28 protein-coding genes and 3 pseudogenes are annotated in these 26,208 nt (G+C 62.5%); 21 read left to right on the top strand and 10 right to left on the bottom strand.

Translation table 11 applies throughout. The features are described from left to right. From E4Q08_RS20600 to E4Q08_RS20560, 9 genes are all read left to right on the top strand, one after another. Positions 1-1,488: GspE/PulE family protein (locus tag E4Q08_RS20600; RefSeq protein WP_169071748.1), on the top strand; the 1,488-nt coding region annotated here is incomplete at its 5' end. Further along, positions 1,469-2,317 carry a hypothetical protein gene (locus E4Q08_RS20595; RefSeq protein WP_169071747.1) on the top strand — a complete coding sequence of 283 codons (849 nt, stop codon included), beginning with the start codon at positions 1,469-1,471 and terminating at the stop codon, positions 2,315-2,317. The genes E4Q08_RS20600 and E4Q08_RS20595, both read left to right, overlap by 20 nt. Further along, positions 2,314-2,898 carry a hypothetical protein gene (locus E4Q08_RS20590; RefSeq protein ID WP_169071746.1) on the top strand — a complete coding sequence of 195 codons (585 nt, stop codon included), beginning with the start codon at positions 2,314-2,316 and terminating at the stop codon, positions 2,896-2,898. Before E4Q08_RS20595 ends, E4Q08_RS20590 begins: the two co-directional genes overlap by 4 nt. After that, positions 2,895-3,497 carry a hypothetical protein gene (locus E4Q08_RS20585; RefSeq protein WP_169071745.1) on the top strand — a complete coding sequence of 201 codons (603 nt, stop codon included), beginning with the start codon at positions 2,895-2,897 and terminating at the stop codon, positions 3,495-3,497. The genes E4Q08_RS20590 and E4Q08_RS20585 overlap by 4 nt, the downstream gene beginning before the upstream one ends. Then, the gene (locus tag E4Q08_RS20580; protein WP_169071744.1) at positions 3,494-4,072 is read left to right on the top strand and encodes a hypothetical protein; all 579 of its coding nucleotides are present in this window, start codon (positions 3,494-3,496) and stop codon (positions 4,070-4,072) included. Before E4Q08_RS20585 ends, E4Q08_RS20580 begins: the two co-directional genes overlap by 4 nt. Before the next feature lie 2 nt (positions 4,073-4,074). Beyond that, on the top strand, positions 4,075-6,573 hold the full coding sequence (locus E4Q08_RS20575; protein WP_169071743.1) for a secretin GspD/PilQ domain-containing protein: 2,499 nt from the start codon (positions 4,075-4,077) through the stop codon (positions 6,571-6,573). A 3-nt stretch (positions 6,574-6,576) separates the two neighbouring features. Next, positions 6,577-7,116: a type II secretion system protein gene (locus tag E4Q08_RS20570; protein ID WP_169071742.1), complete on the top strand. Its 540-nt coding sequence runs from the start codon at positions 6,577-6,579 to the stop codon at positions 7,114-7,116. 260 nt (positions 7,117-7,376) lie between these two features. Next, positions 7,377-7,829: a type II secretion system protein gene (locus E4Q08_RS20565; RefSeq protein WP_169071741.1), complete on the top strand. Its 453-nt coding sequence runs from the start codon at positions 7,377-7,379 to the stop codon at positions 7,827-7,829. A 2-nt stretch (positions 7,830-7,831) separates the two neighbouring features. Further along, complete coding sequence (locus tag E4Q08_RS20560) at positions 7,832-8,455, top strand: type II secretion system protein (RefSeq protein ID WP_211203514.1); 624 nt, start codon at positions 7,832-7,834, stop codon at positions 8,453-8,455. Between the two features lie 163 nt (positions 8,456-8,618). On the opposite strand, the gene E4Q08_RS20555 is transcribed toward E4Q08_RS20560, so the two are convergent. Continuing rightward, positions 8,619-9,437, bottom strand: coding sequence for a sulfite exporter TauE/SafE family protein (locus tag E4Q08_RS20555; RefSeq protein WP_169071753.1), 819 nt, complete (start codon positions 9,435-9,437; stop codon positions 8,619-8,621). Between the two features lie 16 nt (positions 9,438-9,453). Then, entirely contained in the window at positions 9,454-10,320 is an 867-nt protein-coding gene (locus tag E4Q08_RS20550; protein WP_248595041.1) for an MBL fold metallo-hydrolase, read from the bottom strand. 188 nt (positions 10,321-10,508) lie between these two features. Between E4Q08_RS20550 and E4Q08_RS20545 the strand changes: the two genes are divergently transcribed. The 5 genes from E4Q08_RS20545 to E4Q08_RS20525 are packed head-to-tail and all read left to right on the top strand — an operon-like array spanning position 10,509 to position 12,738. Continuing rightward, the gene (locus E4Q08_RS20545; RefSeq protein WP_248595040.1) at positions 10,509-10,838 is read left to right on the top strand and encodes an ArsR/SmtB family transcription factor; all 330 of its coding nucleotides are present in this window, start codon (positions 10,509-10,511) and stop codon (positions 10,836-10,838) included. Beyond that, complete coding sequence (locus tag E4Q08_RS20540) at positions 10,838-11,272, top strand: YeeE/YedE family protein (RefSeq protein ID WP_169071751.1); 435 nt, start codon at positions 10,838-10,840, stop codon at positions 11,270-11,272. Before E4Q08_RS20545 ends, E4Q08_RS20540 begins: the two co-directional genes overlap by 1 nt. 9 nt (positions 11,273-11,281) lie before the next feature. After that, on the top strand, positions 11,282-11,728 hold the full coding sequence (locus E4Q08_RS20535; RefSeq protein ID WP_169071739.1) for a YeeE/YedE family protein: 447 nt from the start codon (positions 11,282-11,284) through the stop codon (positions 11,726-11,728). A gap of 30 nt (positions 11,729-11,758) precedes the next feature. Further along, positions 11,759-12,151, top strand: coding sequence for an OsmC family protein (locus tag E4Q08_RS20530; protein WP_169071738.1), 393 nt, complete (start codon positions 11,759-11,761; stop codon positions 12,149-12,151). A 20-nt stretch (positions 12,152-12,171) separates the two neighbouring features. Continuing rightward, complete coding sequence (locus E4Q08_RS20525) at positions 12,172-12,738, top strand: Tll0287-like domain-containing protein (protein ID WP_169071737.1); 567 nt, start codon at positions 12,172-12,174, stop codon at positions 12,736-12,738. On the opposite strand, the gene E4Q08_RS20520 is transcribed toward E4Q08_RS20525, so the two are convergent. The 3 genes from E4Q08_RS20520 to E4Q08_RS20510 all read right to left on the bottom strand — a co-directional run bounded on the left by E4Q08_RS20520 (position 12,722) and on the right by E4Q08_RS20510 (position 14,630). Further along, the gene (locus E4Q08_RS20520) at positions 12,722-13,075 is read right to left on the bottom strand and encodes a HEPN domain-containing protein (protein WP_372703813.1); all 354 of its coding nucleotides are present in this window, start codon (positions 13,073-13,075) and stop codon (positions 12,722-12,724) included. The two genes, E4Q08_RS20525 and E4Q08_RS20520, sit on opposite strands and share 17 nt — an antisense overlap. Before the next feature lie 55 nt (positions 13,076-13,130). Beyond that, the gene (locus E4Q08_RS20515; protein ID WP_169071735.1) at positions 13,131-13,466 is read right to left on the bottom strand and encodes a nucleotidyltransferase domain-containing protein; all 336 of its coding nucleotides are present in this window, start codon (positions 13,464-13,466) and stop codon (positions 13,131-13,133) included. Between the two features lie 381 nt (positions 13,467-13,847). After that, positions 13,848-14,630 carry an SIR2 family NAD-dependent protein deacylase gene (locus E4Q08_RS20510; RefSeq protein WP_169071734.1) on the bottom strand — a complete coding sequence of 261 codons (783 nt, stop codon included), beginning with the start codon at positions 14,628-14,630 and terminating at the stop codon, positions 13,848-13,850. Between the two features lie 118 nt (positions 14,631-14,748). Here E4Q08_RS20510 and E4Q08_RS20505 point away from each other — a divergent pair, with 118 nt between their 5' ends. The 3 genes from E4Q08_RS20505 (at position 14,749) to E4Q08_RS20495 (ending at position 16,907) form a co-directional block, all read left to right on the top strand. Next, a complete protein-coding gene (locus E4Q08_RS20505; RefSeq protein WP_169071733.1) occupies positions 14,749-15,306 on the top strand; it encodes a ligand-binding sensor domain-containing protein in 558 nt (185 codons plus the stop codon). 64 nt (positions 15,307-15,370) lie between these two features. After that, positions 15,371-15,610 (top strand): hypothetical protein, encoded by a 240-nt coding sequence (locus tag E4Q08_RS20500; protein ID WP_169071732.1) that lies wholly within the window; start codon positions 15,371-15,373, stop codon positions 15,608-15,610. Next, positions 15,534-16,907 (top strand): ligand-binding sensor domain-containing protein, encoded by a 1,374-nt coding sequence (locus E4Q08_RS20495; protein WP_372703812.1) that lies wholly within the window; start codon positions 15,534-15,536, stop codon positions 16,905-16,907. The genes E4Q08_RS20500 and E4Q08_RS20495 overlap by 77 nt, the downstream gene beginning before the upstream one ends. 135 nt (positions 16,908-17,042) lie before the next feature. On the opposite strand, the gene E4Q08_RS20490 is transcribed toward E4Q08_RS20495, so the two are convergent. From E4Q08_RS20490 to E4Q08_RS20480, 3 genes are all read right to left on the bottom strand, one after another. After that, entirely contained in the window at positions 17,043-18,536 is a 1,494-nt protein-coding gene (locus E4Q08_RS20490) for a hypothetical protein (RefSeq protein ID WP_308240190.1), read from the bottom strand. 5 nt (positions 18,537-18,541) lie between these two features. Next, positions 18,542-19,447: a ParA family protein gene (locus E4Q08_RS20485; protein ID WP_169071730.1), complete on the bottom strand. Its 906-nt coding sequence runs from the start codon at positions 19,445-19,447 to the stop codon at positions 18,542-18,544. Between the two features lie 712 nt (positions 19,448-20,159). Continuing rightward, positions 20,160-21,209, bottom strand: a complete 1,050-nt coding sequence (locus tag E4Q08_RS20480) for a Fic family protein (RefSeq protein WP_169071749.1) — start codon at positions 21,207-21,209, stop codon at positions 20,160-20,162. A gap of 119 nt (positions 21,210-21,328) precedes the next feature. Here E4Q08_RS20480 and E4Q08_RS20475 point away from each other — a divergent pair. Next, a pseudogene (locus E4Q08_RS20475) lies at positions 21,329-22,081 on the top strand (SDR family oxidoreductase). Between the two features lie 334 nt (positions 22,082-22,415). Here E4Q08_RS20475 and E4Q08_RS20470 read toward each other — a convergent pair. Then, positions 22,416-23,303: a hypothetical protein gene (locus tag E4Q08_RS20470; protein WP_169071729.1), complete on the bottom strand. Its 888-nt coding sequence runs from the start codon at positions 23,301-23,303 to the stop codon at positions 22,416-22,418. Positions 23,304-23,450: 147 nt separating this feature from the next. On the opposite strand from E4Q08_RS20470, the pseudogene E4Q08_RS26270 reads away from it, so the two are divergent. Further along, positions 23,451-23,566: pseudogene (locus tag E4Q08_RS26270) on the top strand (integrase); the annotation flags it as partial. Positions 23,567-23,704: 138 nt separating this feature from the next. On the opposite strand, the gene E4Q08_RS20465 reads toward E4Q08_RS26270, so the two are convergent. Continuing rightward, positions 23,705-24,319, bottom strand: coding sequence for a tyrosine-type recombinase/integrase (locus E4Q08_RS20465; RefSeq protein ID WP_034917943.1), 615 nt, complete (start codon positions 24,317-24,319; stop codon positions 23,705-23,707). 336 nt (positions 24,320-24,655) lie between these two features. On the opposite strand from E4Q08_RS20465, the gene E4Q08_RS20460 reads away from it, so the two are divergent. Both E4Q08_RS20460 and E4Q08_RS20455 read left to right on the top strand, forming a co-directional pair. Next, positions 24,656-25,411 (top strand): PEP-CTERM sorting domain-containing protein, encoded by a 756-nt coding sequence (locus E4Q08_RS20460; RefSeq protein ID WP_169071728.1) that lies wholly within the window; start codon positions 24,656-24,658, stop codon positions 25,409-25,411. Between the two features lie 370 nt (positions 25,412-25,781). Further along, positions 25,782-26,208, top strand: a pseudogene (locus E4Q08_RS20455) (hypothetical protein); the annotation flags it as partial.

The following is a 26,208-nucleotide window of genomic DNA, read 5'->3' as shown; positions in this document are numbered from 1 at the left end:
CCGCCGCCTGCGGCGAGCGCAGCAGCACGCAGCNGCTGCGTGCTGCTGCGCTCGCCGCAGGCGGCGGGTGACTGCCAGATCCTCGGCGTCATCGCCGATCCTTTCGACGCCGACAGCATGGTCTGGCTCGGCAGCCTGGCCGGCACGCCGGTGCATTACTGCCTGGCGCTGGCGGCGGACATTCAGGCCTATCTGTCGAAGCATGAGGAGTCGCTGCACGCGGTGCATTCGCTGGTGCAGGATGACGGTAGCGCGCCCGAGCGACGTACGGCCGAGGTGCTGAGCTTCGCTTCGGTCAGTGGCGCTTCGAGTCCGGCGGTGAAACTCGTCAACTCGACCGTCTATGACGCAGTGCGGGCCGCCGCCAGCGACATCCACCTCGAAAGCACGCCCAGCGGCATCACCATCAAGTACCGTCTCGACGGCGTCCTCGATACGGTCGCCCAGATCAGCGGTGTGGCGCTCGCCGAGCAGGTGATCTCGCGCCTCAAGGTGCTGGCCGAACTCGACATCGCCGAGCGACGCATCCCGCAGGACGGCAGCTTCCGGGTCGAGGTTGCCGGCCGCGACATCGACCTGCGGGTGTCGATCATGCCGTGCATCCACGGCGAGGACGCAGTCGTGCGCATCCTCGACAAGCGCGGCGTCATTGAGGCGCATGGTTCACTGACGCTCGACTCGCTGGGCTTTGACGAGCATGCCCTGAAGTCGCTGCGCCGGCTGGTCGAAGAACCCTACGGGATGTTGCTGGTCACCGGCCCGACCGGTTCGGGCAAGACCACGACGCTGTACGGTGCGATTTCCGAGATCAACAACGGTCGCGACAAGATCATCACCATCGAGGATCCGGTCGAATACCAGTTGCCCGGCGTCCTGCAGATTCCGGTCAACGACAAGAAAGGGCTGACCTTTGCGCGTGGCCTGCGCTCGATTCTGCGTCACGACCCCGACAAGATCATGGTTGGCGAAATCCGTGACCGCGAGACCGCCGAAATCGCCGTCCAGTCGGCGCTGACCGGGCATCTGGTGCTGACCACGGTACATGCCAACAACGTCTTCGACGTCTTCGGTCGCTTCACCCACATGGGCATCGACCCCTACGCCTTTGCCTCGGCGCTCAATGGCATCTGGGCGCAACGCCTGTTGCGCGTGAACTGCAGCCGCTGCAGCGAAGCCGACACGCCGCGCGATGCCGAACTCGAGCGCTTTCATCTGGCCGGCGACGATCTGGCGCATTTCGATTTCCGGCGCGGCCGCGGCTGCGGTGATTGTCGTGGCAGCGGTTATCGTGGGCGCAAAGCGGTTGCCGAGATCCTCAACCTGAACGACGAGCTGCGCGAACTGATCATCGAGAAGCGCCCGATCCGGCAACTGAAGGAACTCGCGTACCGAAACGGCACGCGCAGCCTGACCGAGGCCGCGCTGCGCCTGGTGGCGCACGGTGAAACCACGCTCGAAGAGCTGCGTCGTGTCACGCTTTCGGGTTGAGCGATTGCTGCTCGGCTGCGCTGCCGATAGTGCGGTGCTGCTGGCGCTGCCGGCGGTGGCGAAGTCGGCAGTCGAGACGCTGGCGGCGCTCGATTTCGACCCGGCGCAGCCGGCATCGCTGGCAGCGCTGTGCGGCGCACTGTCGGCGCTGGCGCCGGCGCAGCCGGTCGCCGATGCGGCCCGCCTTCCGCTGGTGGTGACGCTCGATGACAGCCTGGCGCGCAGCTTCGTGGTCATGCCACCGCGCGGTGCGCGGGGTCTGCGCGAACTGCGGGCGAGTGCAGCGGCACGCTTTGCGGCCTTGTACGGCGAGTCCGCCGAGCCCTGGCTGCTGGCTGCCGACTGGCAGGCGGCGGCGCCTTTCGTGAGCTGCGCGCTGCCGCGGGAACTCTACCAGGCGCTCGAAGGTCTGGCGCGCACGCAGGGCTGGCGGCTGGATTCGGCGACCCCGGCGCTGGTTCGCGTCTGGAACCGGGTATGTCCTGCGATTCCTGCCGACGGCTGGCTGGGGATCGGTTTCGCGCGTACCCTGACGCTGGTTCACCACCAGCATGGCGAACTCGCCGGCCTGCGTACGCTGCGGCTGCCGGCGGCGCCGGATCTGGCCGAACTCGAAACGCTGCTCGAACAGGAGCGTCTGCGCAACGCGGTCGGTGTGGGCATGCCGCCAGGGCAATCGCTGTTATGGACAGGAGGCGCCAAATGGTTGCCGGCAGCGGCGACGGTTGCCGGGATCGTTTCGCGGACCATCCCTCTGCCTTGCCCGAAGGGATCGCCGGGCGAGCGGCCAGTGGCCGAGCAACTGGCGCTGGCCGGAGGGCCGCGATGAAGCGACTCCAGGTCGATTTCGTCGAGCAGTCGCTGTGGCGTCTGCCGGTCGCGGCGCGCGCCCGGCTGTTTCTGGTCGCGCTCGCGCTGCTGGCCTTTTTTGTCGGCATGGCGATCCTCTGGCAATGGCTGCGACTCGATCAGCAGGTCGAGGCCGCGAATGCCGCGCTCGCGCTGGCGCGGCAACAGGTGGTGTTGCAAACGCCGCCAGCGCGCGTGTCGCGGGTCCTCTCCGAGCCGGAGATCCTCGCCATCAACAGCGCCATCGGGCAGCTCAATACCCCCTGGCCGGCGCTGCTCGACGCTTTCGAAAGCGTCGCGACTCCCGACATCGCCCTGCTGCAGATTGAACCGGACCACCGCCGGCGACTGGTCAAGGGTCTTGCCGAGGCGAAAAATCATCAACACTTGCTGGCTTACCTGGCGGCGCTCGGATCGACCCGGCCTTTTGCCGGTGCTATGGTCAGCAAACAGGAAATCAACGAGAAGGATCCGACGCGGCCGCTGCGTTTCCTGTTCGAGGCGCTGCTCGAGAATGGAGCGGGCGAAGTGGCGAGTGGACCGCCCCAGGAAGAGCCGTGAACCGGCTGGCACTGCTCGTCGACCGCTTACGGCTGGCCGCCGAGATCTGGCTGCGGCGGCATGGTCCCTGGTGGTTGCTGCTGGCCGTCCTGGGTTGCTTGCTGCTGGGCCTGGCGATCGTCGTGATTCCCAGGCTGGAAGCCGATCTGTCTAAAAAACAGGCAATTCTCGAAGAACTGCGGGCACTCGCGGCGAGCAGCCCGGAGCCGCCGGCGGCGCCCGTATCTCCTTCGGAAAGTCATTACGGGGCTTTTCGTGAGACTCTGGCCGCAGAGGATCAGGTGCGGCCGAGCATCCAGGCCATCCTCGATGCGGCGGCAGCACATCGCCTGCTGGCCACACGCGCCGAGTACCTGCGTGGCCACGATGCCAAGGCGCAGGTCGATACCTTGCAGATGATCGTGCCGGTGCAAGGGCGCTACCCCGACGTGCGGCGCTGGATCGAGGAGATTCTCGCCACGCAGCCCTACACCGCGCTCAATGAACTCGGCTTCAAGCGCGAGGAGATCGGCATCAACCAGATCGAAGCCAGGGTTCGCCTGACCCTGTGGTTGCGGCCGGCCGGTGCCGCCGATGCTGGCAGCAGCATCGACCCATGAATCGCCGTCGCTCGATCCTGTGGTTGCTGCTGGTCGCGGCGGCGTGGCTGGCGCTGTTTGGCGACAAGACGCCGGTGGATGCGCCGAGCGGGGAGGTCGTGCAAGCTGCTGCGCCACGGACTGGCGGCCGCCCTGGCACTGGTGTATCCTCGCCGGCGTCCGACGCTGGCCGGCCAGCCGGGGCCGCAGCGGAGAAGAAGGCATCGACCCGCCTGGAAGTCGCCGCATTGATTGCGCGCGCACAGTTGATCCCGGCGGTGGCCGAAGAGCAGGCGAGTCGTGAACTTCGTGACCTCTTTCCCTCGCTGAGCTGGCTGCCGCCACCGCCGATCCCCGAGAAGCCGGCGAAACCGCCGCCGCCGATGGCGCCGCCGCTGCCCTTCGTGTACCTCGGCAAGAAGCTCGAAGCGGGGCAATGGGAAGCCTACCTCGGACGTGGCGAAGAAGTGTTCATCGTTCGCGAGGGGATGACCCTGACCGGTCTCTACCGGGTCCAGGAAATCAGGCCACCGACGCTGACGCTGCTCTATTTGCCCTTGCAACAGTCGCAAACCATCCCGATCGGAGGATCGTAATCGTGAGCAGGCGAAATTCCGGCGAGATCGGATCGACAGGAACAGGAGCGAGTGAATGGCGGCGTCGCTGCCTGGGGGTGGCAGCGGCACTCATGCTGGCCGGATGTGCAGCGCAGAATGCCTACCGCGAAGGGCAGGCCTTGCTGGCCGAACAGAAGGTCGAAGCCGGTCTGGCCAAAATCCAGGAAGCGATGCTTCTCGACCCGGGTGCCGTCGAGTACCGCATCGGCTATACCCGCGCTCAGGAAAGAGTGATCCATGCCGGCATCGACCAGGCCGAGCGTGCGCTGGCCGCTCTGCGCTACGCCGACGCCGAGGCCGCCTACCGCCGCGTGCTGCAGCTGCAGCCTGGCAATCCGCGTGCACTGGCCGGTTTGCGGCTGATCGAGAGCGCCGCCCGGCATGACCTCCTCTATCAGGAAGCCGAACAGGCGTGGACGAAGAAGGATGGCGAAAGTGCGCTGGCGCGCTTGCGAACGATCCTGACCGCGAACCCGAAACACGCGCGCGCGCTGGCCCTGCAACAAGTCATCGAAGAGAGCGCCGCCAAGGCAGCGAAAGAGTCGGTGTTGACCGCAGCCTTCCGGAAACCGATCACCATCGAGTTCAGGGATACGCCGCTGAAGACGGTCTTCGAAGTGATTTCACGGACTTCGGGTCTCAACTTCGTCTTCGACAAGGACATTCGCGCCGACCAGAAAACCACCATTTTTCTGCGCAACAGCACCATCGAGGCCGCGATCAACGTCCTGTTGCTGACCAACCAGCTCGAACAACGGGTTCTCAATGGCAACTCGATCCTGGTCTACCCGAATACGCCAGCCAAGCAGAAGGAATACCAGGCGCTGCTGGTCAAGACCTACTACCTGGCGAATTCGGACGCCAAGACGGTTGCGGCCACGCTCAAGACGATCCTCAAGACGCGCGACATCGTGGTCGACGAGAAGCTGAACCTGCTATTGATCCGCGACAGTCCGGAAGCGATCCGTCTGGCCGACAAGATGGTTGCGCTGCAGGACGTGCCGGAACCCGAGGTGATGCTGGAAGTCGAGATTCTCGAGGTCAAGCGCTCGCGCCTGCAGGCGCTGGGGGTCAACTGGCCGGACGCAGTCGCGCTGCGGGCATTGCCGGTGGATGGTCTGACCGTGCAGAATCTGCGCGACCTGAATTCGTCGACGATTGGCGTCACGGTGGGTCCGGTCACCGTCCGAGCCAATCAGCTCGACAGCGATGTCAACCTGCTCGCCAACCCACGCATTCGCGCGCGCAACCGGGAAAAGGCCAAGATCCTGATTGGCGAGCGAGTACCGAACATCACCTCGACCCTGACCGTTGGTTTCTCTTCCGAATCGGTCACCTACATCGATGTCGGCCTGAAACTCGACATCGAACCGACGATCTATCTCGACAACGAAGTGGCGATGAAGGTGACGCTCGAAGTCAGCAACATCGTCGACAAGATCACCACCAAGAACGGCACCGTCGCCTACCAGATCGGCACGCGCACGGCGACCAGCGTGCTGCGCCTCAAGGATGGCGAGAACCAGTTGCTCGCCGGTCTGATCAGCGACGAGGACCGGCGAACCGCCAGCAAGCTGCCTTTTCTCGGCGACATTCCGATCCTCGGTCGGCTGTTCGGCAGTCACAACGACGAGGGCGTCAAGACCGAAATCGTGCTCTCGATCACGCCCCGCATTCTGCGCAACATTCATCGGCCGGAAGCCTATCTGGCCGAGTTCGATGGCGGCACCGAAACCAGCTTCCGTGGCCGGGTTGATGGCGGCGGCGGCAGCGGCGGCAGCGGCGGGGCCGCGCCGGTGTTCGGCGCCCTGGCGCCCTCGCTGGCCGCCTCTGCTCCGCCCGCGGCCGGGACGGCCAAGCCTGGCGGATCGGCAACTCCCGGCGGGCAGGTCAATCCGTTCGCACCGCAGGCGCAATCCGGATCGGGGCTCAACGCGCAGGCAGCGACCGCGCAGACCAGCGCGGCATCCTCGCCGGTCAATCCTTTTGCGTCGGCGGTCGAGGGCAGCACGCTGCAGCCGGAATCACTGTCGCCGTCCGCTGTCCAGCCAGCCTTGCAGGCGGCTGGATCGGCTCTGCTGCTCTGGCAGGGGCCGACACAAATCCGGGTCGGTGACACTTTCGCGCTGCAACTGGTGATGCAGACCGATCGGCCGGTAGTCAGCGTGCCCCTGGCGATCGGCTTCGATCCACGCTTGCTGCAGGTCGCCAATGTCAGCGAGGGCGGTTTCCTCAAGCAGGGTGGCGCGCAGACCAGCTTCACCTATCGCATTGACCCTGGCGGACAGGTGTTGATGACCGCGACGCGATCCGGTGACGGTGGCGCCACGGCCCCGGACACCCTCGCCACCATCAATTTCCGGGCCCTGGCAGCCGGCACCGCGCGCGTCGAATTGATCACCATTGCTCCGGTGGCATCGGGGGGGTTGACGATCAATCCCACCCTGCCCGGAGCGCACGCCTTGACGATCACACCCTGAGCGATGCCGCCCGCACCTGCCTTTCCATTGCGCCTCCGGAGGCCCTCGCGAGCTCCGGAAAGGGAAAGCGCACATCAAGCGCGCGGCTTTTCGCTGATCGAACTCTTGATCACCCTCGCGCTGGTCGCCGTCCTCGCCACGATCGTCGTCCCGGTGGCGCAGACCTCGTTGCAGCGCAGCCGCGAGCAGGACCTCCGACTGGCGCTGCGCGAGCTGCGCGCGGGCATCGACCTCTACAAGAAAGCCAGCGACGAAGGGCGCATCCGGAAATCACTCAACGACACCGGCTATCCGAAAAACCTGCAGATCCTCGTCGATGGCGAAGAGGATCTGCGTGACCCCAAGCATCGCAAGATCTACTTCCTGCGACGGATCCCGCGCGATCCGCTGCATCCGGATACCGCGCTGCCGGCGGCCGAGACCTGGGCCAAACGCGCCTACGCCAGCGAGCCTGATGACCCCAAGGAAGGCGAGGACGTGTACGACGTGTACTCGAAATCGAGCGGCATCGGCCTCAACGGCATTCCCTACCGCAAATGGTAGGGATCGGGAATCCGCCCAGGCAGCGCGGCCGTTACTATGAAAGTCGCGAGCGACTCACGAATCTCCCCTCCCCCACTCGCGGGGGCGCAGGCGGGGTTTCGCGGAGCACCGCTCCGCGCCGCCGCAGCCGGCCCGCGATGCAGCGCGGGCCGTGGAAGGGGTTGGGGGGTGAGATGGGGAATTCGCGGAGCATGCTCTGCGCCCATCGAACGATTCCGGCGTGCAAGCCGGAATGCGCCCGGCAAGGGAGGGAAACGGTCATGACTTTCATCATCGGGGGTGTCTTGCAAAGTCATGACCGTTTGCCGGGCGTGTCCTGCGTCGGCCGGCACCGGCAGGGTTTCACGCTGATCGAACTGCTCGTCGTGCTGTCGATCATCGCGCTGCTGCTCACCCTGGCCGTACCGAAGTACATCCACAGCGTCGACGTCGCCAAGGAAGCGGTGCTCAGCGAGAATCTGCATCTCGTCCGCGAGACGATAGACAAGTTCTACGGCGACAAGGGGCGTTATCCCGAGAGCCTCGACGAGCTGGTCAGCGAAAAATACCTGCGCTCGCTGCCTTACGACCCGATCACCGCGAGTAGCAGCACCTGGACGATCATTGCGCCCACCAATACCAACAATTCGCCCGACGCCAAGGGCAAGGTCTACGACCTCAAGAGCGGCGCGCCCGGCAGCACCCTCGACGGCAAGCCTTTCGCCGATCTCTAGCGATGCCGCCCGCTCACTGCCTTTCCGAACGCCGTCTGCAGACCGGCTTCACTTACCTGGGGCTGATGATCCTGGTCGCCGTCCTGGCGCTGGCGACGAGTGCGACGCTGACCCTGGGGAGTCTGGTCCAGCGGCGAGAAGCCGAGCAGCGCCTGCTCGAGGTCGGCGACGCCTATCGCCGGGCGATCAGCAGCTACCTCAACAGCAGTCCCGCTGGTGACCGCCGCTACCCCGGATCGCTCGCCGACCTGCTCAAGGATCCGCGTTATCCCGGCGTTCGCCGACACCTGCGGCAGCTCTATCCCGACCCGATTACCGGCAAGAACGACTGGGGTCTGGTGCCGGCGCCAGGTGGCGGGATCATGGGGATCCACAGCCTCTCCGACGACCACCCGATCAAGATCGCCGGGTTCGAAACTGCGAATCAGGCCTTCGAAGAGAAGTCGCGCTATTCGCAATGGCGGTTCGTCGTGATGCCTATCGCGACAGGCGTCAGAACCGGGCCGGGGCAGGGGGCAAACACCCCCTTGCCGATAGCGAACCCATTGGTTCCCCCACAGCTCTCCGGACCGTTTCCCTCGCCGAACCCGGTTGTCTTTCCAGCGCAACCAGGACCGTCCCGATGATTCTGGTCGATGAGCTGAGGCCGACTGGACAACCCACGCGAGCGCCGGGTGATGCTTGAGCACCTGGACACGCACGCCTTCGCCTTCATTCCGGCCGCGACAGCAGAGCCTTAGAGTCTGTGGCGGGTTAATGTGAAAGTCGCGTATGCGACTCACTCGGCGATCAGACGACGGCGCTCGCCACGCGTCCGATCAGCAAGGCCGCGACGATCAGGCAGAGGACGGCAAAGCTCTGCTGCAGGCGTCTGCCGGCGAAGCGCGCGGCAAGAGCACGGCCGAGCAGCAGGCCAGCGATCGCGCCACCGCCGAAAGGCAGGGCGATGGGCCAGACGATGCTGCCTTCCGCCGCGGCCGCCGCGATGCCACCGACCGAAACCAGCGTCATGACGCCGAGAGAGGTGGCGATGACGCTCTCGGCCGGCAGATCGGTGTAGCGGGTGAGCGCGGGGACGATGACGAAGCCGCCGCCGACGCCCAGCAGACCGCTGAGGAGACCACTCAGTAGACCGGTTCCGCCAAGCGCGCAGGCGCAAGGCAAATTCCAGTCGAATCGTCCGACATCCGGGTTCAGCCGGCAGGGTCGGGGGTTGGTGGCCGACTCGCCACTGTCCGGCTGTAAGCGCACGCGCCGCAGGGCTCGCCAGCCCGTCCAGGCGAGCAGCAGTGCAAACGCCAGCGTCAACGGCTGATTCGGGATGCGCTGTGCGAGGAAGACTCCTGCGGGCACGGTGAGCAGTCCACAGACGCCGATCAACGCCGCGGCGCGGTAGCGCAGGATTCCCTGGCGCAGGCCGAGCAGGGAGCCAAGTCCGGCGGCCAGGCCGACAGCCAGCAGGCCGATCGGTCCGGCCTGCTGAATGGGTAGCCCGAGCCCGAAGACCAGCAGCGGTACGCCAATGATGCCACCGCCGGCGCCGGTCAGGGCGAGGATCAGCCCGACAGCGGCACCGAGCAGCGGGGCCATGACGGAGGGGTCGCTCAGTATCGGCATCGTCGGCTCAGATCGTGTTGAGCGGGATCTTCAGATAGCGCGTCCCGTTCCCCTCGGGTTCGGGCAGCATGCCGCAGCGCATGTTCACCTGCACGGCGGGAAGCAGCAGGACCGGCACCGCCAGCGTCGCATCGCGGCGGTTCCGCAGGGCGACGAATTCCTCCTCGCTGACGCCGTCGTGCACGTGAATATTGCCGCGGCGCTGCTCGCCGACGGTGCTGACGAAGGAGTTCGGCCGCTCGCTCGGCGGGTAGTCGTGGCAGAGATAGAGTCTGGTCGCCGCCGGCAGCGCAAGTAGGCGGCGCAGCGAACGATAGAGGGTGTGCGCATCGCCACCGGGAAAGTCACAGCGGGCGGTGCCGGTATCGGGCATGAACAGGGTGTCGCCGACGAATACCGCCTGCTCGTCAGCGTCGGCGAACAGGTAACTGACGCAGGCTGGGGTGTGGCCGGGTGTGTGCATGACCGTGATGCTCAGGCTGCCGACGGTGATCGTCTCGCCGTCGGCAAGGAGATGGTCGAACTGGCTGCCGTCGGTGGCGAAACCCGGTCCGGCGTTGAACAGCTTGCCGAACACGCTCTGCACGACGGTCACCTGCTTGCCGATGGCTGTCCGGCCGCCAAGCTTCTCCTTGAGGTAGGCGGCGGCGGAAAGGTGATCGGCGTGGACGTGCGTCTCGAGAATCCACTCGACGCGGGCGCCGGTTTCGGCGACGCGGCCGATCAAACGGTCGGCATGGTCGGTTCCGATCCTTCCCGCGCGCGGATCGTAATCAAGCACGCTGTCGACGACGACGCAGCGCGTTCGGTCGGCATCGAAAACGAGGTAGCTGTTGCTGCTGGTCGACGGATCGAAGAAACCTTCAATGTGCATGGCGGTATCCCTGGTAAGCGACTGGCCGCCGTGCATTTACACGGCGCGACGAAAGCCCCGCACCGCGAGTTGCTGATGAGCGACCGCTGTGGCGGCAGCCCGGTATCGGCCAGTCACACAATATGTTGACATACATAATACTTTAAAACATAATATTGTCAAGTATAAATTGATGACTAGATCGAGCCATGCCCAACACAACTCTTGATATCGAATCGATGCGCGCCGCGGCTGGCCGGGCGACGGCCGTCCTCGGCGTGCTGGCCAACGCCAACCGCCTGCTGCTGATGTGCCAGCTCAGCCAGGGCGAGAAGTGCGTCGGCGAGCTCGAGGAACTGCTCGATCTCCACCAGCCGACGTTGTCGCAGCAACTCGGCGTTCTGCGCAGCGAAGGGCTGGTCAACACGCGGCGTGACGGCAAGAAGATCTACTACTCGGTCGCCGACGCACGGGTGCTCGCCCTGCTCGGCACGCTCTATGAACTGTACTGCCCGCAAGCACGGAAAGAGAACCCATGATCACCATCGACTGGCTGCATTTCACACCCGCCAGCGCCTTTGCCGGTGGCCTGCTGATCGGCCTCGCGGCGGCGCTGCTGATTCTTCTCGAAGGACGCATCGCCGGCATCAGCGGCATTGTCGGCGGCTTGCTGCAACCGCTCCGGAAGGGCGACGTCGCCTGGCGGATGGCGTTTGCGCTCGGGCTGGTGGCAGCGCCGCTGCTTTACCGAGCGCTTGCCGAATTGCCGCAGAGCCGCATCGATGCCGGTTGGGCAACGCTCGTGGTCGCCGGACTGCTGGTCGGCTTCGGCAGCCGGCTCGGTTCGGGCTGCACCAGCGGCCACGGCGTCTGCGGGCTGTCGCGCCGGTCGCCGCGCTCGCTGGTCGCCACCATCGTCTTCATGACCGCCGGTTTCGCGACCGCCTTCGCCGGTCGCCATCTTTTCGCCTAGGAGCTTCACATGAGCGTGCTGATTTCACTGCTGATCGGTCTCCTCTTCGGCTGCGGCCTGATCGTTTCCGGCATGAGCAACCCGGCCAAGGTGCTCGCTTTTCTCGATCTCGCCGGCGACTGGGATCCCTCTCTGGCGCTGGTCATGGCCGGGGCGATTGCCGTCGGCCTGCTTGCGTTCCGCGTTGCCGGGCGGCGGCAGACCTCGCTGCGCGGCAAGCCGTTGCAGATGCCGACTGCCCGGCAGATCGACCGCCGACTGCTGATCGGCAGCGCGCTGTTCGGCATCGGCTGGGGTCTGGCGGGAATCTGCCCCGGGCCGGCTCTCGTCCTGCTTGGCACCGGCGCGGACAAGGGGTTGGTCTTCGTGTTCGCCATGCTCGCGGGCATGGCCATCTTCACCGCCTTCGAGCGCCTGTCGCGCGCGCGCCAGGCGCAGTCAGTTCCGGACAATTGATCCGGGGCCCATCTTTATCAGGAGAGTTGCATGTATTCGGTCAATGTCGATGATTCGAAGGTGATTACGGTCAGCGGCGGCAAGCATCAGGTGAGCTACGCCGTCGATGGTTCGCTGATGAACCCGCTGGAGGCTTTCTACGCTGTGCTGGCGAGCTGCGCGGCTGTCTATGCGAAGAAGGAGTGCAAGGCGATGGGCGTGTCTGCAGCCGGAATCAGGATCGGCTGCAGGCCGTTCGCCGGCCACGGCGGTCCGCTGACGCTGTCCCGCTTCCGCACCGAAGTCAGTTTTCCCGAAAGCTTCTCCACTGAACAGAGAGAACGCGTTCTCCAGGCGATCAACGAGTGTGCCGTCAAGAAGATCGTCCAGACGGGTGCAGACATTGCCTTCTCGGTCAGCGAAACGCCCGTCACTGTCGCCTGAACAAACCGAGGATCATCACCATGAAATTACCCGTCAGCATCGCCTTGCTCGTCTGCACTCTGCCCGTCTGCGCCCAGGATCTGGCTGCGCTGAGCGCCGAAACCAGGAGCACCGTCCTGCCCGTCATCCCCAAGGTCATCGCCACGATGCAGGAAGCGGTGGCAAATGAGGGAGTTGCCGGCGCGATTCCCGTCTGCAAGGACCTGGCACCACAGCTGATCGGGAAGAAGCGCGCCGAAACCGGCTGGGACATCCGGCGCGTCAGCCTGAAAACCCGCAACGCGGAGCGCGGTACGCCGGATGCCTGGGAAGCCGCACAGCTCGCCGACTTCGACCGCCGCGCAGCGAGCGGCGAAAAGGCCGACACGATCGAGAAGAGCGAGATCGTCACCGTCGACGGTCGGCCGGTGCTGCGCTACATGAAGGCGCTGCCGGTCAGCGAGATCTGCCTCGGCTGCCACGGTCCCGTCGAAGGACTCGATGCCGACCTGCGGCAGAAGCTGGCCGACCACTACCCGAACGACCGCGCAACCGGTTACGTGAAAGGACAGATCCGCGGTGCTCTAACGGTCAAGCGCCCCCTCTGAATGATGACAGGCGTGCGGCGAGCGCGGTGCCGCGGATCAGCACGCCGGTGAGGGTGAGACCGACCATAACAGACCGCAGATGACCGGCAGCGCCCAGCCGAGGATGCGCCGCGCCGCCTCGAAGACAAGGACGACGAGCAGCGAGCCGACGACGGGGTCGGCCGTGTTCGGGTCGCTCGAACGCTGGATCAGCTCGGCCTCGAAAACCCGGTGGTAGGTGCCGAGCGCGAAGGCGCCGATGGCCAGCAGTAGCAAGCCAGGCCTTGAGGGCTTTTTCGATGGCCTGCTGGGCATGAAAGCCGAAGATTTCATCGGCAAACAGCGGATTGTCGATCATGCCACGCAGCGCATCGAAGTCCTTGCGGGCCATGACCAGCAAGGCCCGAGTCTGGTCAAGCTCTCGCATGCAAGACCTGGCCTTCCCGTCTGGCGCGGCCAATGACATGGTGCGAGGAGTCCTTGAAGCGCTCGAATTCGTCGCGGCTGTAGAGCAGCAGATCCTTGGACACGGCCAGTTTGCGCAGGGCAAGGTACAGCCGCGCCGTCTCCTGGCGGCGACTGTGCTGCGGGCCGAAGGGTGCTCGCTCGATGATCAGGAGGTCGACGTCGGACTCCGGCCGCGCCTCACCGCGCGCACGCGAACCGAACAGGATCACCGCGTCCGGGTCAGCCTCGCGAACGATCACCTCGACGATCTGACGGATCAGACTATCTTCTTCGCTTTGCATCACAGGCAGCTCCTTATCGGAAGCCTCGTTTTTCCAACTGAAGTCGCGCAAAAGACGGCCAGAGAAATGACCCGTCGACTTGAGCGATTCGCCAGAGAGACGCTCGATGATCTTGTCAGGGAGTTGCCCCCACTCAGGCCGAAAGTCAGAGACATCGTTGACGATTTGATGAAAAGAACCCAGGAGGGCACATGCAGCGAGGAGTTCCTGAAGACTTTGTTGTCGGCCCATGTCGGAGCATTACGGGAACTGAAGTTTGCATAGCCATGCAAAAGGCACTTGACGATCTTCTTTGCCGGCGTTACCCGGAAATCTTCCGGGATCGGCATGTCTCGGCGAGCCCGACGTGTATGCAGCAGGGGTTTGCGTGACCAGATCATGTCATGACCACAGGAATGCCATCTGCACCAGGCTGGGCATGATCTTCCCGGCACCTCCCCGTAGCGACCAGGTGCACTCGTAATCCAACGGTGTTCCCTGCGGGTTGACCTGGACCAGCTTCGCGCCAGCCTTCTTGGCCAGAGAGGGAATGCGTGCTGCGGGTTGGACAATGCCGGACGTGCCGATGGCGAATAGCAGATCGCACTCTCTTGCAGCGGCGAACGCCTGTTTCAGCGTATCTTCGGGCAGGTTTTCACCAAACCAGACGACCCCGGGTCTGATATCACCGCCGCAGTGGCTGCATTGAGGTGGGCACAGCCGCCGCCCACCTTCTGGCTCATCGGGGATGCCAGGCGGAAAACTGAAAGGACGGGCACAAGCAAAACAACGCGGGGAATGCAGGCTGCCGTGGAGATGCAGCACATCGGTACTGCCGGCGCGTTCGTGCAAGTCGTCCACGTTTTGCGTGACGACGGTAAGCCTGGGCACATGTTGCGCCAGTTCGGCAATCGCCCGGTGGGCGGGGTTGGGCCGCGCCTTCAATACCTTCATTCGCCGCCATTCGTACCAACCCCAGACCAACGCCTTGTCTTGACGAAATCCATTGGCGGTGGCGAGGTCTTCGGGATCGAAACGCTCCCACAAGCCAGTGAGCGGATCCCTGAAGGTGGAAATGCCGCTCTCTGCAGAAACCCCGGCTCCTGTAAAAACCAGGACATGCTTCGCTTCATGCAACGCCGTGATCAGTTCCTGCGGGATTGTAATCGAGATGAGGGAAGTCATGGCTTCATGGCTGGTGGAATTTGCTGGAGGGATAAGCGGGTTTGCTTCGGCCGGGAGATGACGACTGCGCCCCGCTTCGCAAGGCGTGACTGCTACGCATCATACATGCATGGAGAAAATGGATCTTCATCAAGACGGTAGTGCGATGAAACAGCAGCCGCTTGCCCTCATCGCCCTCATTGCCGCCAGTTCGGTCCACGCTGCTACCCCGGCGTTTCCCGACGCCGGGAATCCTCTGGTCGAGCCACGTTTCGAGTCGGTCGGTGTCGGCATCATTCCGCGCTACGTGGTGCCGACGGTGGCGCAGGACCGCGCCGGGTTCATGTGGATAGCCAAGGGCGACGGCCTGGTGCGCTTTGACGGCTACCGCTTTCGCGCCCAGGAACGCGATAGCCCACACCCCGGCAAACGCAACCTCGGCTGGATCCGTGTACTGCTGGCGGGGCGCGATGGCCGCCTGTGGATAGGCACCGAATGGGATGGCCTGGCGGTCTATGATCCGGCGAGCGAACGCGTCAGTTTCCACCGCGGCGACGATGACGGAAAGGCCGGCGCGCTGCCGACCATCTGCGCCCTGGTCGAGGATGCGGCGGGCGGCATCTGGATCGGCAGCGAGGGCGGCGGGCTGGAGCGCTTCGACCCGCGCAGCGGCAGCTTTTCCCGGCACCGGAATTGACAGCCGGCAGCCTGCCCGACGATCGCGTCCAGGCACTGCTGCTCGACCGCCAAGGCGCACTTTGGTGGGTACCTGGGCCGGCTTGAGCCGTCTCCAGCCCGGCAGCGATCACTTCGAACCGGTCTTCTCGAACGCTGCGGCAAATGGCGGTGCCAGCCTGGCCGGCCGCATCGTGCAGGCCTTGTTCGAGGCATCGGACGGGAACATCTGGGCCGCCTCCCACAAGGGTGGTGTCGCCGTGCTGGACAGGCAGCTACGCGTCGTCGGCGCCTTGCACTCCGGCACCCGCCCGGGCGACGCCTGAGGCGTCCGGACAGCCGCTGCCGCCCGCACGCATCGAGGCGATGGCGCAGGCTCGCGACGGTACGCTCTGGCTCGGCACCGACTCCGCGCTCTATCAGTTCACCCGGGACCACCGGCAATTGCGAGTCCTGCCGCATGCCGGAGGGCTGACGCGTCAGTTGCTGGCGAGCACCGACGGCTCCCTGTGGGTAGGCACGCAGGATGGCGTGTTCCGCTTGCGGCCCGGCACGGCGGCAATCGTTCGCGTCGCTCAACACGCAGGGCAGTCGCTGCGTGCCGACATCAACGCTCTTGCCGAGGCAAGTGACGGCAGCGTGTGGGTGGGCAGCGGCAAGGGGCTTTTTCGCGCCGCAGCTGGCGAACACGAATTGCGAAGCGTCGCCTGCGCCGAGGGCGCCGGCCTCGGCAACCCCAGCGTCATCGGACTGCTCTTCGACCGTCAGCAGACCCTGTGGGTAGACACCGCGGTCACCGGACTGCATCGCATGCGCCATTGGGATGGCCAACATGCGGCCTTCGAGCGCATCAGCGAACGCCATGGAATCGTCACGCGTCCCTTTGGCGGCAATCTGCTGGAGGATGGGCGCGGTCGCATCTGGACGCAGATATACGTCTATGACCCCGCGACGGACCGGCTGGACGAGTTGACCGCCGCCGATGGTGCGGATCTGGGTACCGGCTGGTTCCTTGCCCACACCAGGACGACGGATGGCCGACTGCTGTTCGGTGGCAGCAGGGGAATCCTGGTGGTCAGACCGGAGGGCTTCGATGCCTCGGACTACGCGCCGCCACTGGTGGTTTCCGAGTTCGCCATCGACGGCCAGCGCCAGCCGGTCGGCCACATCCAGGAAGGGTTTGAACTGGTGCCGCCGCAGCGCGGCTTCAGCCTGGTCTTCGCGGCACTCGACTACAGCGATTCCGGCCGCCTGCGCTACGCCTACCAGTTGCAGGGATTCGACACCGACTGGATCGCCACCACGGCCGATTCCCGCGTCGCCAGCTACCGCTGCTCTATGCCGTCAAGGCAGCCGGCCGCAATGGCTGGATGGGAGCGCTCGACGCCCATGGCGAATCGCCCGAAGCGCTCCTCAACTGGTCGCGCCGGCCGGTCGCCGACTGGGCGCGCTCAGGCAACCTGGAGGTCGTCCGCTCGCCGGTTTCACGAACGCCCGGCCACGGGTCGTAGGGCGGCGGCGAGAGCGTCGATGCGCAGCGTCCCGCTCGGTCCGCGGGCGCGCTCACGGCTCTCGCGCAAGGAAATCCCGAGCATCCTGCACTCGCTGCGCAATCTCGAATGACATCGTCGAGGTGCTGAACAACCGGCAGGTCGGCGCCAGTCTGGCAACGCAGAACGGGGGAGCGGATGGCGACCTGTTCAAGGAGATCATCGTCTTCCCTTCAGTTCGGCGAGCATGGCGCGGGTCCATCGCCCATCAGCGTGGCGCGATTGCTCCCTTCTTCAACAGTCTGGCGGCAACACGAAACAGGTCGGGCATATCCACGCGATCGTCCTTGCGCCGGAACATGACGCCGATCCGCTCCATGGCGACGCAAAGATCACGCTCTTTGCCCTGCTCTTCGTCAGGAAATGGAGGCATATAATCGTGGGTCTGTGCGTCTTGTTTGAGCCGATCCACCGTCGTCGCCCGGCGCCAAACGTCAAAGACCCCTTCCTCGGACTGTGGGAGAAGCAGACCCGCCAGCGGAGCGAGGACGCCCTTGATCCAGGGAAACTCCTGATGAAGCTGGTCAACACGGGTCTTGGACGCTTCGCGCAGACCGTGACGTATGCCGTCGGGCGTGATCACCTTGTCTTCAGGCGCGGGGCCGTATTTGGCCGCAGCAATCATCATGCCGAGAAAACTGCGCGGCGTCACTTCGTCAAACGCGTCCGCCAAGTGGGTGATCGGCCATTGGTAAGTGCTTCCCTTCTTGAAGGCGTACATGCCTTGCCCCATAAAGCGGCCAGCCACGCCATCCATGATCAGCTTCTGATCGTGCTGGACCACACCCAACGACCACCTGCGAGTGAGAACGGCGTTGCTGTCGGGAAGAGTGAAGCCATTCTCGCCCAAGAGTCGTCCAAATGCACTGCGCGCTTCCTCATCCGGGGTCAAGGCCAGCCGAGCGAACAGCAGGCCGTAGAGGTCGCTTCCTGACCATTGCAGATTGACGGCGCCGTTGCGCAACTTCGGGATCTCGACGAAACGAAGGGCATCGTCCTCGATCTGGTCTGGGCGAAGGAACAGCTTGACACGAAGGCTCCGATACGCCCGCATCGCCCACACCACTTCCAGCAACGCTTCGGTCAACAGGCGTCGCCTTTTCCAGGTTCGCGCTACGGTATCGAGTGCATCATAAACAATCAACAGGGTCTTGTTTTCGCCGCGCAAGCGCTGCTCATGACCATCGAGCAGGTCTTCCCGCCGCTCCCAGTCGCGGGCTGAGTCGAGAAAGTCCTTAGGTTTCGTGTCCCCTTGACCCGATTGTCTGGTCGCAGCGCTCAGAATGGTTGCCCACCAGAAGCTCCGCGCTTGTTCGCTGGATGCATCCGGCGGCACCGCCCTGTCTATCTGGTCAACGGAAACGCCGCCGGGACCACCGATACCGGTGTAGCCGAACTGCACCTCGACCTGCACGAGCCCGAGCCTGGGATATGCCCTAGCCGCCGCCGCCTTGGTATCCGCTCGCCCGAGCACGCTCGACCAGAAGCTCTTTCCACTCCCGCGTGCGCCCAGGATGATCGGCGTGCCGGGGTCCAATGCGGAGGAATGCGTTTCAGGAGCGTAAATGTCTTCCAGCTTCGCGACGTTCGCTCCCACCGCATCGTTCGATACATCACCGGGGATATTGGCAATGGCCCGCCGAATCGCGCGGTACTTGTCGGCAGATAACTTCAAGCTCAAATTCGGTGCTTGGCCCTGCACGAGCGTCAGCCTCGCCAGCCACTCCGGCGGCGGTCCGGCGGCGGTCCGCCAGCGTCGACGAAACGTGCCAGATGAGCAAGAAGTACGCGGAATCCTTGGAATGTCTGTGGCTCGTCCCGGCCAAAAACAAACACTTCCGCACCCAGCCCCATCAGGGAAGAAGCCGTGGTCTCGTGCAACCCGGCGCGCGCATCCACCAGAATGGCATCGTAGCGATTGCTCTTGGCGAAACTATCCACGAGAGAGCGAACCTGATCCAGAAAAGTCGCCACGGAGCCATTGTCTCCCACATCCTCAGCATAGGCGCGCGCGATCTTGGCCAACACGTCAGCCGGATGACGAAGGGATCGTCTCCCCAACACGGGGATGACGTCGATTCGCCCGCGCCGGTTGGCGAGCATCGATGGTCCGATCAGATCGGCTAGAAAGCGCTCATCGAGGCCGGCAAGGCCATTTTCGACCAAAGCGTCGAGCACGCCAAACTTGGGCAGGCTGTCGTCGTTGAGAAGCATCGGCCCCAGACCCGGGGCCTCGATATCCAGATCAATGGCCAGTACCCGTAGTCCCTGTGTCGCCAGATCGGCGGCCACGACCGCCAAGGCCGTGGAACGTCCAACGCCCCCCTTAAGGCTGGCAAACGCAAAGCGTGCTGGCAATGGTGCCGCGGATGCGGGTTGACGCTGCCAATCCCCACCCACGAGTCGTCGGTCAACCAGACGGATGCGGGTGCCTCCTATCGGAACCTGCACGACTGTCGAGTCGGCAAGGACGCGCGCGGCACCAAAGTCGTCTGGCCCCGCGAGAACCCGGTCCGTTCGGGCATAAGCTCCAAGCCGCTTACAACGATCATCGTTGATCAGGCGGAGCAGAGGCGTCCCGCGGCGTCCACAGGGTGGAGCATCTCGCAGCATGCTTCGTAGTTCCGGAAAGTGGGCGAAAAAAGGATCATCCCGCCGCGTTTCTGAAGGCCGCATCCCGGCTTCCAGCATCATGGCTTTGAGTGCGCACTCCGCCGCGATGCCATAAAGATACCCGGCGACGTCTCCCCGAGATTTGGCGAACAAGATATCTGCGGCTTCGATATGCCGTCGGGCAGCAGCAGGCATGTTGGGCGGATAGGCCATGACCGTTCGCAGGTAAAGCAGGTGAACGGGCCTTCACCGCTCAGATAGGAAAACATTCCGGATCAACGACCAAGCCGCAGACGCGCCCTATCATCGTAGCGCAACCCGCTATGTCGCGCACGGCTTTATGGCCGACATCGGCCGGCGCTTGGCGATTGTGCGATGCGCAAGGGGTAGACGTCGGCGCCCTGTCGCAGCACTTCGAACCGGAAAACAACATGCATTGCATCGAAGCCCGCGTCGCCGCCATCCACGTGCGCCGACCGCGGGACGTAGCGGATCCATACAAGTCCCGGATCAACGCGCAATGCGAATCCTGGGAGATGGTGGTTCCCGAACTGGTGTACGCACCGCGTAGCGGACGAAGCTTCAGGAAGCAGATAGCCGGGTCACGGGCAATGACACGCTCGGCGAGCAAATCGAATCGCTCACGCTGCTCGTCGTGGACCTCGAGTTGCGAAAGATCGCCTTGGTGGCGAATGCCGGGCGTGAATCTCCCCTACCGCAACTCGTACCAGACGCCCCTGCCGGCGCCGTGCTGACCCAGGTGGCCTTGTGCCACCAGCGCCCGGAAATGCTGCTTGAGGGTGTTGCGATTGCCGCCGGTCAGTCGAATCGCATCACCCATCGTGATGCGTCCATGCTCGCGTGCGAACTCGACGATCCGTAGCGACAACTCAGGTAGCGAGGCCAATACCAGCTTCTCACGCTCGATCTTGCGATCGAGACGGCGGACCTGCTCGGCGAGCGCACGCAGGAAGAACATCAGCCATGGTTGCCAATTCGGCGCACGCGTGCGGATCGTGCCTTGCGTTTGCCGCAAAGCCAGGTAGTAGGCCTCCTTGCTTTGCTCGACCACGCATTCCAACGAGCTGTAAGGCACGTAGGCATAGCCGGCCTGCAAGAGCAACCGGGTTGTGAGAACACGGCTGAGCCGGCCGTTGCCGTCCTGGAAGGGATGGATCTCGAGGAAGACCACGATCCAGATACCGATCAGCAGCAAGGGGTGAAGCTGTCCCGCCTGACGCTCTGCGTTGAACCAGGTGATCAGTTCAGCCATCAGGGATGGCGTGTCGAATGGCGTCGCCGTTGCGAAGACGACGCCCAGTGGTTTCCCGTCCTCATCAAAGGCCACTACGCTGTTGGTAGTCGTTTTGTAGTTGCCCCGATGCCATGCGTCCTTCTCGCTGTAGATCAGGAGATCGCGGTGCAACTGCTTGATGTGGTTCTCTGTCAGCGCGATGTCCTGCCAGGACGAGAACACCACTTCCATGACCTCGGCGTAGCCGGCTACCTCTTGTTCATCCCGGGTGGCGAAAGACTTGATCTGCAGATTGGATAGCAGGCGCTGGACTTCGCGATCGGACAGCCTGCTGCCCTCGATGCGGGTCGATGAACCGATGCTCTCGATGGTGGCGACCCGCCGCAGCGCAGCCAGCCGATCCGGCGCCAGCGTGCCAAGCGCGCGCCAAGCACCCTTGAACTCATCGATTCCGGCGATGAGACTCAGGATTTCCGGGGTTATCTGGACGGCATGCGAAGCGATCATGGCCGACAACAATACTACATCCAATTACACCCATTTTTGCAGATGCCCAGGAAACGCGCAGGGCGTAACTTTTCGCCATCGGGAAGGTCGTCGGGCCAAAGCGGACGCAGTTGGTGACGATGATCATGATCAGCGCCTTGGTCTGCAGCAGCCAGCCGATGATGCTTGCCTCGCCCCGCGTCGAGTATGCGGCCAGCGATGCGCGCTCCGCGCAGATGGCCACCGACCGACACGTCATCGTACACGCCAACCGCGACCGCGATAAGGCCGCGGCTTTCGTCGGCGAGATCGTCGCCTGCGGCGGCAGCGTCGAAGCGGTCATTTTCGACGTCGCCGAACGCGAATCTACCGCGACGGCGCTGTCGGACATCGTCGCCGCCGGCCCGATCCAGATCCTGGTCAACAATGCCGGCATCGATGCCGACGCGCTCTGTCCCGCCATGTCCGGCGAGCAGTGGGACAGCGTCATCGACGTTGCCGTGATCGCATTCTTGAACGTCACCCGGCCGCTGATCCTGTTGATGATCCGTAGACGCTGAGGACGGGTCGTCAACATTTCGTCGGTCGCGGCCATCACCGGCAACCGCGGCCAGGTCAACGACTCGGCGGCGAAGGTCGCGCTGCATGCCGCGAGCAAGTGGCTGGCCCCGGAAGTCGCCAGTCGCGGCATCACGGTCAACACCATGGCGCCGGTAATCATTGCCACCGGAATGGGCGACGGGAGTTGCGACGCCGCAATGATCAGGACGCTAGCGCGGATGCAGCGGGCCGGCAAGCGTGAGGAAGTCGCCGATCTCGTCCGTTTCGTGGCTTTGGATCACGCAGCCGACATCTCCAGCCAGATGATCTCGATCAACGGTGGGCTCAGCTAGAGTTTCTACTGAAGAAGGAATTCGAGGTCACGGACGCACGCGGAGTGCACTCTCTGCCCGGGAAATGTCGTTCAAGAGACAAGGGCGAGGTACCCCGGGGATTGACCGCTTATCCGCCAAAGGCGACACTCGCTCTTTAGCCGATCACGTCCGCTGTGAATGCAAGACCGGACATTTGCCCACTTACGGAACTTGAATGGCCGCTTTGGCCAAGTCGAACGGCAGGACGCGACCCAAAGCGGAAGTAGCCCGATTGGGATAGCGGACGTTCAACGTCTGAATTGTGCGGCGCCGACAGGCGGCCGCACCAATGAGTTATTAGACGCTAGTGCTGCTACTGAACCCATACTTCTAGATCGCCGATATTCATTGCTACAGCACCCACCGCTATACGTATCCCTGTTCCATCGAGAACCACGCCCTCACCACCAGTCATGTTGACGCCACGTACAGCCGGTGGTCCGACACCTCGAGAGTCAACGTCTACGCCGATTTCAGCGCCCTGGCACCTGAGCTTGCCTATCCCAATGTAGGTGTAGCCAGTCTCGTATACCTGCCCGACCCAAATCCCCTGGTCGCCGCAAACAATATGGCAATTATCCAAGTACATGTTCAGATGACCTATTGCGATCTTGTCAGGCGGGGTGATTCTAAAGGCGAGTGCAATGCGATTGCCTTCGGACTTTACTGTAACTTCGGTCCCGATAACGCGTATGTCCCATGCATCATTTGGGCCTTCCCAGATATTATCAGTGATGCGAAATATTTCCCGCCCAGTGTGATCGCAAAAGACGCCATTCAAAGTGGGAAATGCGGAACCGTTCTTCGGTGGGGTGATTGACAATAGGTCATGTCCGTTGATTCGCAACAGATGACGTGCATATTCGAAGACCGCGGTCCCCATTTCCACACAGATGTTCTGCGCAGAAAGGTCCAAGTCCTCGAAGGGCCTGTGAATCTCATTCGATCTCTGCACTTCAAGGTAACGCGCTTTCACCGTTTCTTTGGAAAGTCGCCCGCGGGTGACTCTGTCGTGGCATCCGCCGCATAACAGGCAAATCTTGTCCGGCTCGTGGGCCTCCGCGTCTGCGTATTCTGGATCGATGTGCTCGTACTGATAGATCGCACAACGACACATAACACATCCAAACTTCGACCTTCGGCGCACTTCCAGCGCAATATTTTCTGGAATATGCCGCTGGAGCCCAAATCGGTTCGCCATGGGGTCTAACTTTGTTATGGGGAGACAGCTTTGCGCCCCAACTCCGGTGCGTGCTGTATAACTCCGCGCCACAGGGTGCCCCCAAAGGGCCTTGTAGCGCGGCTTTTCGACGTATGTACTGTTTTTGTATCCAGTACTAAATGAATCGTGAAACACAGCACGGCTTCCCTTCCTCCCCAAAAGCTACAAGGGTGCTCGACCAGTTGCGCGAGCGCATCCGCTATTTGCACTACAGATTATGGACTGAGGAGAGCGATGTCAATGGGTTCGAACGTCAGCAGTGGAGAGGCAATCTGAGCGGCTGCTGCTGGCCGACAGTACACGTTGATCATCATGCCAGAAAGCGGTCGCACGGTGTGCAACAGAGAGTTTGGCCGTGCGACCAGCATCGAAAGAAACGGCTAAATTTCCGTTTGCTCCGAGATCTCCAAGGCATCATCGACTTCAATTCCAAGATAGCGGACAGTACTCTCCAGCTTCGTGTGGCCGAGCAGAAGCTGAACGGCCCGCAGATTCTTGGTTCGCTTGTAGATCAATGTCGCTTTGGTCCGCCGCATCGTATGAGTGCCATAGACCGTCGAATCGAGGCCGATGGCCGCGACCCACTGATGCACAATGCGAGCGTACTGCCGCGTTGAGACATGAGGTGACGAAGCTTGCCGGCTGGGGAACAAGTACTGCTCGGGTTTCAGGTTCCCCTTATCGATCCACGCTGCGATAGCGGTCCTCGTAGGTTCGGTCAATTCAAACTGTACAGGCCGTTGCGTTTTCCGCTGCACGATCATCGCTCGCGCCATGATCTGGTTGCCGTGCGTGATGTCGCGAACTCGCAGATTGACGAGATCGCAGCCACGCAACTTGCTATCGATGGCAAGATTGAACATGGCCAAGTCTCTAATCTGATGCAGATTTTGAAGATAAATTCGGATGGCCCAGATGTCTTTCGGCTTAAGGGGCGGCTTCTGCCCGACCAGCTTGCCTTTGTTCCAGGGCTCCCGTGTGTGTGCTGCTTCCATGTCAGACTCCTTCGTGGTTGATCGGAGCCTGATTGTTGAGAGCAACGCCGGCAATTTCAGCAATGACCGCTTTACGGGCGCAGACATCAACGAGTACTATCGGCCAGGAACGGACACTGGAGAAGTTTGCACAAAGCAGTCATTGAAGCGACCTGGGTGTATGCTATCGCTCTACATATGAAGTGCTGCTTTTTGCGGAAATTTATTACCACGTAGAAGCAGCAGGCGTATGAGGGAAAGCCTGCTGGGAAGCGACTTCCAGCGCGATGCAGAGTGCCGAGTTAGGCTAAACGTCAGACTCTCGGCGCGAAGCGCCATCACATAGGAGCTAATACTATGAAAAAGCGGTACAAACTTATAGCGGGCGCGGTCCTCACATTAGCGGTTATGACTGCCCAAGCAAACCTCGTCCACGATTATGAATTAAACAATAGTCTGGCCGATCAATTGGGAGGGCCGGGGCTGGTATCTGTGGGCGGCAGTTTGAACCCTACGAACTATAGTTTCGGTACGAACCAAGGGTTGAGCCTGAGCGGGGCCTTCTCCGATCCCGGAACTTATTCTATCGAGATGAAGTTTAATTTCGCCGTTTTGGACAGTTGGCGAAAGATAGTGGATTTCAAGAACCTGGGCACTGATGAGGGTTTGTATGATTATTCCAGTGCATTGCAATTCGTCAGATTTTCCGGTGGCAATTTTGAAAACGGGCCAAACGGAGCATTCATAGCCAACCAAGACGTTAACTTGATCCTGACCCGAAACAGTGCTACTCAGCAGGTTATTGGTTATCTGGGTGGTACTCAGCAAATTGCCTTCACGGACACCACCAATCTGGCGATTTTTTCGGGAACCGGCGGTATTGTAAATTTCTTCATTGATGATGTTGTCACGGGTGGCGGTGAAGCGTCTGCCGGTGTAGTGGACTATATCCGTCTCTATGACAAACCGTTAACCGCGCCCCAAGCGGCCTGCTTGAATACCGGAACGCCGGGATCGTGTGGTCTATCAAATATTCCAGAACCTGCCACGCTTGCTCTTATGATGCTCGGTTTTTCTGGATTAGGATTGGTTAGCCTGCGTAGGATGCGTTGAGGTACGAAGCGCATCGTTCGCGTGACTCGATTGATATGCCTCCTTCGTCGGCATATCCTACGCGAGTTACATATTTGTTGCGCGTCCGCTTTCCAACACCTCGATTGTCCGCTCCGGGTCACTATGTAAATCTCTCCATAGCGACCCCAAATCCGACATTGGATCGGCGCTGCAAATTTTCGTCACGTGAAATTCTGCAATGCACCTTGGATTGAGCCATCATTATAAATCAAGAGGTTAGGTTTTTTTAACACGCTCTAAGTGATCGATCGGGGCCAATCTTTCGCGAGCGTAAATTCGGTCGAACATCATGCGAACTTCTTTAAGAGTGTTAATTGTCCTGGTGGTCTTGGTTTTTGTCGGAGTTAAAATGTTTCTTGATTCTGGAACTGGACCTGAGAAGACTTATGGAATTGAGCGGACTGACTACAAGACGCCAGAACCAGGAGAAGATGAAGCACTCGTAGACGACAAGCTTGACGGCAAGAAACCGGCCTTCGACCAAACGCGTGTGGATCGCCGGCCGCTTGGAGCGGATGGCGCCTGGCTGCTAAACGCCAGCGCCGCGGTGTTGCGGCTCGACGTGCCCAGCATCAATCCGGATTTGGAACAAGAATTGCTGACGCTGCATCCTTCATATACGGCTGCCGTAAGGAATCGACCATTTGGCCGCGTGATCCTCCCGTCGGTCAACATGCTCGACGGCAAAGCAAAACAGTTCGATGATGGCCTCTATGCAGCCATTGACTTGGCTTACTTCCACGGGGTGAAAGCCAAGCTGGAAGGCCATGTACAAC

Origin of the sequence: Candidatus Accumulibacter contiguus (genome assembly GCF_012940005.1) — a bacterium.
Taxonomy (GTDB): Bacteria; Pseudomonadota; Gammaproteobacteria; order Burkholderiales; family Rhodocyclaceae; genus Accumulibacter; species Accumulibacter contiguus.
The sequence above is the reverse complement of the archived record's forward strand: the minus strand, read 5'-3'. Positions and strand labels throughout refer to the sequence as shown.